The 9977-nt window shown below is 66.6% G+C and carries 10 protein-coding genes; 7 read left to right on the top strand and 3 right to left on the bottom strand.

The window, feature by feature from the left end:
* Positions 1 to 501 precede the first annotated feature (501 nt).
* Complete coding sequence (locus ACFYO0_RS46305; protein WP_388688457.1) at positions 502 to 3000, top strand: Helicase associated domain protein; 2499 nt, start codon at positions 502 to 504, stop codon at positions 2998 to 3000.
* Positions 3001 to 3258: 258 nt separating this feature from the next.
* Here ACFYO0_RS46305 and ACFYO0_RS46300 read toward each other — a convergent pair whose 3' ends face one another.
* Both ACFYO0_RS46300 and ACFYO0_RS46295 read right to left on the bottom strand, forming a co-directional pair.
* The gene (locus ACFYO0_RS46300) at positions 3259 to 3405 is read right to left on the bottom strand and encodes a hypothetical protein (RefSeq protein ID WP_388688455.1); all 147 of its coding nucleotides are present in this window, start codon (positions 3403 to 3405) and stop codon (positions 3259 to 3261) included.
* Between the two features lie 1054 nt (positions 3406 to 4459).
* Positions 4460 to 4597 carry a hypothetical protein gene (locus ACFYO0_RS46295; protein WP_388688453.1) on the bottom strand — a complete coding sequence of 46 codons (138 nt, stop codon included), beginning with the start codon at positions 4595 to 4597 and terminating at the stop codon, positions 4460 to 4462.
* Between the two features lie 451 nt (positions 4598 to 5048).
* Here ACFYO0_RS46295 and ACFYO0_RS46290 point away from each other — a divergent pair, with 451 nt between their 5' ends.
* The 4 genes from ACFYO0_RS46290 to ACFYO0_RS46275 all read left to right on the top strand — a co-directional run bounded on the left by ACFYO0_RS46290 (position 5049) and on the right by ACFYO0_RS46275 (position 8047).
* Positions 5049 to 5966 carry a hypothetical protein gene (locus ACFYO0_RS46290; protein WP_388688451.1) on the top strand — a complete coding sequence of 306 codons (918 nt, stop codon included), beginning with the start codon at positions 5049 to 5051 and terminating at the stop codon, positions 5964 to 5966.
* A gap of 407 nt (positions 5967 to 6373) precedes the next feature.
* On the top strand, positions 6374 to 6805 hold the full coding sequence (locus ACFYO0_RS46285; protein WP_388688448.1) for a hypothetical protein: 432 nt from the start codon (positions 6374 to 6376) through the stop codon (positions 6803 to 6805).
* Between the two features lie 151 nt (positions 6806 to 6956).
* A complete protein-coding gene (locus tag ACFYO0_RS46280) occupies positions 6957 to 7226 on the top strand; it encodes a hypothetical protein (RefSeq protein WP_388688446.1) in 270 nt (89 codons plus the stop codon).
* Entirely contained in the window at positions 7223 to 8047 is an 825-nt protein-coding gene (locus ACFYO0_RS46275; protein ID WP_388688443.1) for an SAM-dependent methyltransferase, read from the top strand. Before ACFYO0_RS46280 ends, ACFYO0_RS46275 begins: the two co-directional genes overlap by 4 nt.
* 59 nt (positions 8048 to 8106) lie before the next feature.
* On the opposite strand, the gene ACFYO0_RS46270 is transcribed toward ACFYO0_RS46275, so the two are convergent.
* Positions 8107 to 8640 (bottom strand): GNAT family N-acetyltransferase, encoded by a 534-nt coding sequence (locus ACFYO0_RS46270; RefSeq protein ID WP_388688440.1) that lies wholly within the window; start codon positions 8638 to 8640, stop codon positions 8107 to 8109.
* On the opposite strand from ACFYO0_RS46270, the gene ACFYO0_RS46265 reads away from it, so the two are divergent.
* Together ACFYO0_RS46265 and ACFYO0_RS46260 are read left to right on the top strand one after the other, a co-directional pair.
* On the top strand, positions 8639 to 9298 hold the full coding sequence (locus ACFYO0_RS46265) for a methyltransferase family protein (protein WP_388688437.1): 660 nt from the start codon (positions 8639 to 8641) through the stop codon (positions 9296 to 9298). The genes ACFYO0_RS46270 and ACFYO0_RS46265 overlap by 2 nt on opposite strands.
* 189 nt (positions 9299 to 9487) lie before the next feature.
* Positions 9488 to 9977: hypothetical protein (locus ACFYO0_RS46260; protein WP_388688434.1), on the top strand; the 490-nt coding region annotated here is incomplete at its 3' end.

Raw genomic sequence — 9977 nt, 5'->3', positions numbered from 1 at the left:
GCGCGCGGTCTGCTCCGCAGACACGACGCGCCGCCGCTACGCGGCGGTATTTCGGGCTCCGCCCGAAAGCATTCCGAACTCCGTTCGGAATGCGGCGGGACTCCGTCCCGCCTTCCCGGCTCGCTCCGCGAGCCGGGCGGATCCGGCTACGCCGGATCCTGGGCCCGTACAGGCCCGCTCCGCAGTCTTGTACGGGAGTTGACGCACACTCCGTGCGCGTCAACAAGGCTGGCGGCAAGGGGTGCGGGGTGTGTGGCTTGATGGAGCGTCAAGAGCTCTAGGCGGGTTCAGACTCCCACAGGGTCGACCATATTTCACCATCTTCACGAACCCTTGTGCGTCACTTTGGTGTGGCGGATAGGTTCTGGGATGGTTAGTGAGTGCCTCCCCAGTAAGAGCGCCGGAGGGGCGGTTAGATTGAAATCCCTGCTTGGTTCCGTCAGTTCAGGCCTGAAGTTGGCTCGCGATTACACCTGACACGGCGAAAGAAATGGAATCGGTATGCCACACATGGAATTGCGTCCGCATCAGATTGAAGCGGTCGACGGTGTTCTTCGGAATCTCGCGAACCCGCCCGGTGGCCGTATGCCTCCCGAGGGACTGAGGACACAGGTAATAGCCGCCACCGGCTCCGGTAAAACCCTGATCGGCGTGGAGTCCGCAACTCGGCTTTCTGCCCGCCGTGTTCTGGTGCTGGTGCCGACGCTGGACCTGCTGACGCAGATGACTGCCGCGTGGCGGCGGGGCGGGCGTCGTGGGGCGATGGTGGGGGTGTGCTCGCTGCGGGCGGAGGAGAGTGACGGTGTGCCCTGCACCACCGATCCGGACGAGCTGGTCGCGTGGGTGTCCGGGCTGGAGACGGTGACGGTGTTCGCGACCTACGCCGCAGTGGGCCTTGGCATCCTCCAGCGGGCGCATGAAGTGGGTTTGCCGGTTTGGGACCTGATGGTCGTGGACGAAGCGCACCGGGTCAGTGGGGATGCGGGGAAGCCGTGGGCGGCCGTGAACGACCAAGCACGGATCCCTGCGGTGCGCAGGTTGTACATGACCGCCACAGCCCGCGTGTGGGAGGCCGAGGGCGGGGTGCCGCGGCTGGTGGCGAGTATGGACGAGGACTCCCCCGTCTTCGGGCCCGTCGCGTACAAGCTGAAGCTGACCGACGCCATCCGGCTCGTGCTGGTGGCGCCGTATCAGGTCTTGTGCCTGGACATCCGTGACCCTGAGCTGTACGCGGAGCTGACCAGCGATGACACCGGTTCTGCGGCCGTGCGAGGTGCTCGGCTGGCGGCGGTGCAGACCGGGCTGATGCGCGCGGCCGTGCAGGAGCGGTTTCGGCGGGTGCTGTCCTTCCACAGCCGGGTCGGGGAGGCGGAGGCGATGGCGGCCGGGGTGCCGGGTGTCGCGGCCCGTCTCGCCGAGAACGACCCTGGCACCTTCCCGGCTGCGGAGCGGGTGTGGTCCAACTGGCTTTACGGCGAGCACCCGCCCGCGCACCGGCGGCGAGTGCTCGATGAGTTCGCGTCAGATCTAATCAGCGGTGAGGAATTCGAAGGCCGGGATATACCCGCCGCACTACGGGTTTTGAGTTCCGTTCGTGTCCTCGGTGAGGGTGTCGATACCGCCGAATGTGACGCTGTACTTTTCGCAGACGCGCGCGGTTCCATGGTGGACATTGTCCAGATGGTCGGGCGCGCCCTGCGGATGCATCCCGGCGGCAGGAAAATCGCCACACTGATCGTGCCGGTATTCCTCGGACCGGACGAAGACGCAAACGAATTGCTCACCTCGGACGCATACGGGACCCTCGCGAAGATCCTCGGGGCGCTGCGGGCGCACGACACCGAGACCATCGAGGCGTTGGCCGATCCCCGGGTCCGCAACAGCCGCCCCGCCCACGAACAAGACGACGGCGAGGCGCAGTTCACCGACACGGACCGCGACAAGGACCAGGACCTGGACGAGGCCGGCGCGCGAGTGAGCGGGGCGGCGGCCGGAGTACTGCGCTTCAGCGAGGAACGCGACCCCACCGCACTCACCCAGTTCATCCGGCTACGGATCATCGACCCCGAAGGCGCCTACTGGCGCCGCGGCATCGAAGCCGCAACCCGATGGCGCCGCGAGACCAGCAACAACCAGCTGCGAGTCCCCTACACATACGTCACGCCCGAAAACTGGCCGGGTGTTGCTGGTCATCCGCTGGGGGTGTGGATCGCCGATCAGCGGCGGTACTACGCGGCCGGGACGCTGGAGCCGGAACGCGTGGCCGAGCTCGAGTCGCTCGGGATGGTGTGGTCCCACCAGGACACCGCATGGGAAGAAGGGCTGTCCGTCGCTCGCTCGTACGCGGCTGCGCACTCCCATCTGCTGCCACCGGCCACAGCAGTGTGGGAAGACTTCCCCATCGGGACCTGGTGCAAGAACCAGCGCGCGGCCGCCCGGAGGGCTCTTCACAACGCCGAACGCCGAGCGGCGGGCGAGACCGTGCCCAGCGCCGGGGAGCTACCAGAGAGCCGTCTGGAAGCCCTGGAGGCGATCGACCCGGGATGGTGCCCGGTATGGGAAATCGGATGGCAACGCGCCTTCCGCCTCGCCCTCGCCCACGTACAGGCCGGCGGTACGCTCCCGCAGCGCGGGGGCAAGGTGATCGTCCAGGGCGAGGACCTCGGAGCATGGGCCGCTGCGCAGCGGCTCGGGTGGGACAAACTGTTGCCTGCTCAGCAGTGGCTCCTGGACAGCGCGCTGGGGCTAGAACCCGCAGACGAAACAGAGCAACAGCCCACACGCCGGACCCAGGCCGACCGGTGGTCCACACACCTCGCCGCCGCCCGACAATTCCACACCCGCGAAGGACACCTACGAGTCCCGCGGAAACACGTCGAAGTCGTCGACGGCGAGCAGATCCGGCTGGGCTCATTCGTGGACAACACCCGCCGCCGCGCCGCCAAACTCACCCCCGAACGCCGCACCGAACTCAACGCCCTCGACATGCACTGGGCGTAGCGCGCAGGCGCAGCAGTGGGCCGGGCAGGACTTCTGCCCGGCCCACTGCTGTTTGGCGGCGGGTTGTGTAGAGGTGCAGGATGTCGCCCATGGGCTCTTCTGTGCCGTCCGGGTTCTTCCGGATGCCGGGGCCGTGTTGAAGCGCAGCGTGAGCCCTCGCTTGCTCAGCTGGACCCTGTCGAGCGCGGCGTGCCGGTCCGGCCGTACGACGGGCAGCGGAGCCGGACAGGGTGTTCATGTCCGGCCCCGCTGTGGTTGTCAGGTGGATGCGGGTCCCCAGTCGTTGGGCAGGACCGGCACACGCCAGTACTCCTCATTCGTGCCCTGAGGCGTCTCCATGCTCAACGCGTTCCAGTAGTTCGGGCCTTCGCCGTTCGGGGTGGTCCGCCGGAGTACGGTATTCATGGCGTCCCGGGGATGGATGGTGACTGTCCCGCGCGGCGCGACACGGGATGCCGCCCACAGTGAGAACTGCTGATTCGTGGCGGTCGGGCTGCACGGCGACAGCGTGACGACCCAGGGACCATAGCGATCCCAGTCACCACCGACCGCCGGCTTCGGACTGTAGGTCCAGCAGGTCCCTTTGGTAGTGCTCTGAATGCTGTAGTACCTTCCGTGCTCCCGTGGAGTGAACGTCCAGCTCTTGTCGGCTGAGGCCGGCCAGTGCGCGTCAGTGAACGCGGCAAGTACCTGGCCATAGTTGCCGTAGGTGCCGATGTGCCGGTCAGTGCTCGCGTTCCGGATCTCGCCGGTGCCGCCGGCCGCGTCGGCGGTGGCGGACGGCGCAGTGCCCAGGACACCGCCCAGCGCAACGCACGCAGTAGCTGCGGCGATGGCTGTACGGCGCCATGACCCGTGACGTGGGCGGGTGACCGCGGGCGACGGTTCACGGTGCCGAGAAGAAGAGCGCATAGAACCCCTTTCGATTCTTTCCCGCTGATTGCGGCATACCAGACGCACACCTACCTTCCCTGTCATGCACGACATAGACGGGCGATACGACAATAAGAGGCACTTTTCAGCCACTTGATCCTTCTGGTTGTCCCTCCTGCCCCTGTAGCCGAACCGGTTCGGCATCGGGCAAGGCCGTTCACCGCACTTCGCCTCCTGTGGCATGGCACCCGGGCGACCCCGACTCCTGAAAGTCGGCGACAAACGCCATCCCTGGAAGTGAACGAAGCCAGACGGCACGCGTTTGCCTGGCAGGCACCGCCATCGCAGATCTGCACCGCCCCTCTACCCCAAGCTTGCCTAGGGGGAAAGCACAGGTCAGCGGCTACTCTGCCGTCTTCTCAGCGAAAGCGGAAACCGGCGCGAACCGCGTCTGATGAGAACGGGACGCGTGTTACGCCGCGTTGGCCGGGCGGGCACCGGGAGGTCGCTGATCAGGGGATGACGGCCTGCTGTGTGCTTGCGGAGCCAGACGCTGGTCGAAGAGCCGAGGACGTCTCGTTCTGTTTCACTCGATCGGATGGCTGACCTGCCGTTCCTCGCCGGGCTTCACAAGTGCCCCGCCGAGCAGACCATCGCCTCCGTCGCGGGCTTTGGCGTACCGGGCGGGCCAGCAGGCTTCGGCGCCGGGAACGCAGGCAGCCACCAGGGCCACGGTGGCATCGGCGAAAAGCGCAGCGCCTGTTCGCTCCCCACGCAGCCAGTGCGGTGCACATCGCGCTGTACGACGTTCTGTCCCGGCTGATGCCTCATCGGTCACTGCGACACCGCCGGCACTGACGCGCCGTTCGAAGCTGACCGCGACACAGCACGTTCGGCTCGCCGCACTCGGACTCCATTGGGTGGCTGGGAGGCGAGGTGGCAGGCAGGCCCTGGCGGCAGCCGGGGGCGTGCGCCGCACGGCGTATGCGCCTCAGCGCAACTTCGAGCCCGTGCCGGCCTGGGCCACCCCTGGGTAGGACACAGCCGACCCACGCGCTGCGATGTGCGGGTGCGCATCCGAGGCAAGAAGCCGCCCTCACCGCCGGATCACCGAGATTGCAGCCGGCTTGCCGCCCGCGTGCAGTGCGTTCCACCACGAGGACGAGGAACTTTGCATGAGCATGACTGACGCCGCCTCCCCCACTGGCGCCGCCGACCCGCACGGGGAGGGGTATCCCTTCCACATCACCAAGGCCGAAGAGCGCCAGTTGCGTCTGCAGGGCGAGCGGGCCACGCCGTCACCGGTCGTTGGCCAGGCAACCTCCTTCGACGAGTACACCCGGCAATTGACGATCCCGCCCGCAGTGATGGACCTGGTACGCAAAGCGGCAGAGCTGCAACTGTCCACCTGGGAAGTGGAGGCCATGCGCAAGCAGCTGGCCCCCGCAGAGCACGACGGCAGCGTGGGGCTGCTGCGCCGGATCCTGGAGAAGAAGAACAAGGATGATGACTCCCACCCGCCCTACATCCGGGTCGCCTGCACCGGGCGGGGACACTACGACGACATGGCCACCGAATTCGGCTACCTCGACGAGCCCGAACTCCCTCAAGGTGACTACGGCTCACCGGTGGTGCTGGAGATCTGGCCGGCCCAGCACTACTCACCCATCCACTCCCATGGAGACACCACCGGCATCGTCTTCTGCCTCGCCGGACAGCTCGACGTCATGCTCTACGACCACCTGGCCTGGAACGCCACCAAACTCGGCCTGATCACCCTCACCCCCGGGCAATGCGCCTGGCTGTCGAAAGACACCTACGCTGTCCACCGGGTCTACTGCCCCCTCGACGGCGGCGACGGCACCACCGGCCCAGGCTTCATGAACACCACCGACGACTTCGGCGCCAGCTTCCACGTCTACCTCAACCCAGACCACACCATCCCCAAGTCCCACGACGGCGCAAGCCACAACCGCGACGTCTTCGACTACATCACAGAAACCACCCCCCACGAGTCCGCTCACTTCCGCACCTACTCCGACCTCTCCTGGAACGTACTGCGCCGCGTCCTGGCCAGCACCGAACTGACCTGACACGGACAAACAAGCAGGCGGGCCAGAGGCGCATCCCCGATGCACCCCTTGCCCGCCCCCATCCCTCGAGTTCTCCAGAGCTCGGCGCCCCAGGAGTTGGGCTTCGGATCGGGCATGACCTGCTGGCAGCGGCTGGCCGCCTGGAACGAAGCCGGCGTCTGGGACCAACTCCATGTGGTGCTGCCGGAGAAGCTGCGATCGAAGAACCAGCTGGACTGGTCGCGGGCAGTGATCGACTCCTCGCACGTGCGGGCTGCCCGCAAGGGCCCAAAAGCGGTCCCAGCCCGGTCGGCCACGCACAGCCGGGCAGCAAGCACCACCTCATCGTCGACGGGCAGGGCATACCGCTCGCGGTGTCGCTGACGAGTTCCAACATGCTCGGGTCTCCCGAGAAGGGAACCGAGACGGTGACAAGCAGTCTGACGCACCCGGACTTCCTCGCCGAACTGACGGACGGGTGTATAACCGTCCTCGATCGAGTCGATGGTGATGCCGTCCCGGTCGAGCACGACCGGATCGATCAAGAACCGCTCTTAGCGGGCCGGGTCTGGGCGAAGGTCAGGCACGCGGACACAGCCGACGCCACCGTGGTCGGCTTCACTGGCGCGGCCCGGCATCCGAAGGCCCTCGCCGTACGGCTGCCCGACGGACGCGTGGCGCTGTCCCAGCGGTTGACCACGGCGCTCGCCTCAGTCGTCGGCCCGCGCCTGGTCCCCCAGGCCCGGCGCGCGTTCACGAAGGCCGGCGACCCCTACACGCCCGCTTCTGGCGATGCCGTTGTGGAGGTCGTGGCGGGCACGACCCGGCACGCGGTCGTCACCGTGGTCCGCCTGCGCTGACTGGTGGCGACGTCGGCCAGCGGTCTGGAAACCCTCAGCAGTTAAAGATCTCTAGATATATCGCGCTCACCCGTTTGGCGCGTCTAGACAGGCTCAGTGGCGTTTCCTGCGCTGTGCTGGCAGTACACACGCCTCACGAAAGGTCGCAGCCATGACTGTTCCCGTCGTCGAGTTCATGGAAGAACTCGTCACGCAGCCGCGTCGGCAGATGGAGTTCCGTCGCTCGGCTGAGGTGTACGCCTCCGCCAACGGAGCCCTGACCTCCTCGGAACGGGAAGCACTCGCATCCGGCGATGTGCGCCGTACCCGCGACCTGCTGACCGAGCACAGCCCGGTCAGAGAAGTTTCCGGCAACATCATGCTCCTCTTCTTCCTTGCTCCTGACGAGGAGGACTCCTCCAAGGGTGTGTCTGGCGCGTGAATGACGAGACGCCCGAGGGAGCCGATGGCCCGGTGGAGGTCGCCATGAACAAGGCGCAACTGGTCGTAGTGGGGACCGGATACCGGGCCATCGGCGACCTCACGGTAGAGGCACGGGCCTGCATTGAGCAGGCCGACAAGGTGCTGTGCCTGATCGGGGACCCTCTGGTCACCCATCACATCGGACAGTTGAATCCTTCGATCGAGACACTCAACGTGCATTACGGCGCGGGCAAGCGACGCCAGGACTCGTATGAGGAGATGGTCGAGCACATCTTGTCGGAGGTACGCAGCGACCAGTTCGTGTGCGTGGCCCTCTACGGGCATCCGGGGGTGTTTGCTTACGCCGGGCATGAAGCGATTCGCCGGGCGCGTCTGGAAGGGGTTACGGCGTGGATGCTTCCGGCCAGCTCTGCGGAGGACTGGCTGTTCGCAGACTTGGGACTGGATCCGGGGCGGCGGGGATGCCAGAGCTTTGAGGCAACCGACTTCCTGATCCGGCACCGGGTCTTCGATCCCACAAGCCTGCTGATCTTGTGGCAGGTCGGTGTGATCGGCATGTTGGACCGCGACCTGGAGTTCGATGGGCGTCCCGGCGCTGTTTGCCTGACCGAGGCTCTGGTCGCTCAGTATGGTGCCGACCACCCGGTGACGATTTACGAGGCATCTCCATATGTGACTGCGGCACCGCGCATGACCACGCTGCCGCTGGCCAAGCTTCCCGACAGCTCGATGTCGGGTATTTCCACGCTGGTGGTGCCGCCCCTGCCGCAGCGGCCTCTGGACCAGGAACTTCTGGCCCGTCTCACCGGCTGCCGCTGACCGGCGAGCGTCATGGTGCCCCTGAGTGCCCGGCCGTTGCCGGGCACCCAGGCAGGTTTTCAGCCATCCGCAGCTTGCTGTGGAAGATTGGTCCGCAGGACGGCGAACAGCGCCACGTCGCGCCAGCAGCCTCCCCGCCAGGCGGCTCCGCGGAGCGTGCCTTCGTAGACCAGTCCTGCCTGCTCGGCGCAGTGGCGCGCCACATCGTTACCGACCTCCACATGGCCTTCGACGCGGTGTACCTGGGTGTGGGCGAACAGGTACTCCACCAGGGCACGGGCGGCCGGTACCACCACACCGCGGCCGCGTGCCTCCGGTAGCACAAACGCCCCCACGTTCCAGCAGTGGGAGACCGCGTTGTATGCCACCTGGCGCCACGACAGCGCGCCGACCACCACATCCTCGCTCACGATGGCCACCATGCTCAGGTCGGGCGACAGCAACCGGTCTTGCTCCCATCGCTGGCGCAGGTTGACACGGCCGGACCATCCGGTCCATGCGTACTGTCCCAGTACCTCCGGCTCGTTCAGCATCCGGTCCAGGAGCGTGAGCTCGCTGTCCCGGAAAGGACGGAAGGGAAGAACCTGATCCATGCCTCGTTCCTCTTTCTACTCACCTCCTGCCCGGAAACCTGCAGCGAGACCGGCCTGGGGGGTGTCGAAGAGCACCATTGCCTGGGCTCTGGCAGCCGCCACGGCGGCAGTGGAGTACGGCCTTGAGGCCAGATGGGCCCTGCGCCAAAGGCGCCAGGGCCGCCACCGTCCCCCAGAGCAGCTCGCTGCGGACCGGAGCAGCACCTATAAGTTGACCACTGCTATCGCCCTCGGCGAGGTTGGCGCGGCGGTGCTGCTGAGATGTGTTCCCACGTTGCGGGTAACGGGGGATCGCGCGGCTAATACGCTCATTGCCCTGCCCGGAATCTGGGCCGGAACTGCGCTGCGCCACTGGGCGGTCGCCACCATGGGGCAGCACTTCCGCAGTTCCGTCGATGTTCGTCCCGGCCAGCCGGTGATCCGCACCGGCCCCTACCGCTACGTGCGGCACCCCTCCTATACCGGAGGTCTGATCATGGTCGCGTGCGCCGGGTTCTGCCTGGACCACCTTCCCGCCCACCTCGCCCTCACCGCCGCCGCCCTCGCCGGATACGTCCACCGCATCCATGCCGAAGAAGCCGTCCTAACCTCCGCTTTCGGAGCCGACTACACCGACTACGCTGCCCGTACCGCACGCCTGATCCCCGGGCTCTGGTAAACACCAACGGCCCCGAGACCCCCGCCCAGTCACGCGCTCCCAACCTGGGCCATACACGGGCTTGATGCTGTCTGCCGGGGCCCGCGGCGTTTCGGCCGTTGCGAGGCGTCGTCAGAAACCACCAGGTAGCTCTCGCGCAGGTATTCGTGGAGAGCTTGCTCGGGGACGCAGAAGGAGCGGCCGACGCGGATGGCGGCGGCAGTCTGTCGCCGCCAGATGGACGCTAGCCTCGCGATATCGGACGATGTCCGATGGGTGGGGATCGAGGCTGACTTCCAGGAGGCCGACGATCCTGCCGGACGGCACCTCGTCGAGCACCAGCCTGAGCTTGTCGTAACGGGCTATTGCGTCGCACAACTCCCGGGCAGCCCTGAGGTCGTACCCGTCGAACGTGCTCAGCCGTCTCGATTCGACAGACAGCCCTTCGACGAAGGCTGCCAGCTGATCCGCGTCAGTGTGCGTGAGCGGGCGGAAGACGACCTCCGAACCGTCATCCAAGCCCACACGCCGCGTAGCGAGTCCTCGGCGACCGCCGTCAAGGTGAGCATTCCGAGCGACCCTCCACGCACCTCTCCGCTCAAACTTCCCTACGTTGTTCTACGGGACCGGGCGAGCCCTTCGTATGGTTGGCCCACCCAGGGGCGTCGGGTGTGGCTTTCAATCTTCTGCCGCTTGTGGC

The organism is Streptomyces sp. NPDC006365 (assembly GCF_042870755.1).
Taxonomy (GTDB): Bacteria; Actinomycetota; Actinomycetes; order Streptomycetales; family Streptomycetaceae; genus Streptomyces; species Streptomyces xiangluensis.
Note: the sequence above shows the minus strand (reverse complement) of the source record. Positions and strands in the feature narration are given on the sequence as shown.

Excerpts from the sequence above, each read along its gene's own strand:
- ACFYO0_RS46305 (WP_388688457.1), top strand. The coding sequence starts at position 502 with ATGCCACACATGGAATTGCGTCCGCATCAGATTGAAGCGGTCGACGGT.
- ACFYO0_RS46300 (WP_388688455.1), bottom strand. The coding sequence starts at position 3,405 with ATGAATACCGTACTCCGGCGGACCACCCCGAACGGCGAAGGCCCGAAC.
- ACFYO0_RS46290 (WP_388688451.1), top strand. The coding sequence starts at position 5,049 with ATGAGCATGACTGACGCCGCCTCCCCCACTGGCGCCGCCGACCCGCAC.
- ACFYO0_RS46280 (WP_388688446.1), top strand. The coding sequence starts at position 6,957 with ATGACTGTTCCCGTCGTCGAGTTCATGGAAGAACTCGTCACGCAGCCG.
- ACFYO0_RS46265 (WP_388688437.1), top strand. The coding sequence starts at position 8,639 with ATGCCTCGTTCCTCTTTCTACTCACCTCCTGCCCGGAAACCTGCAGCG.
- ACFYO0_RS46270 (WP_388688440.1), bottom strand. The coding sequence starts at position 8,640 with ATGGATCAGGTTCTTCCCTTCCGTCCTTTCCGGGACAGCGAGCTCACG.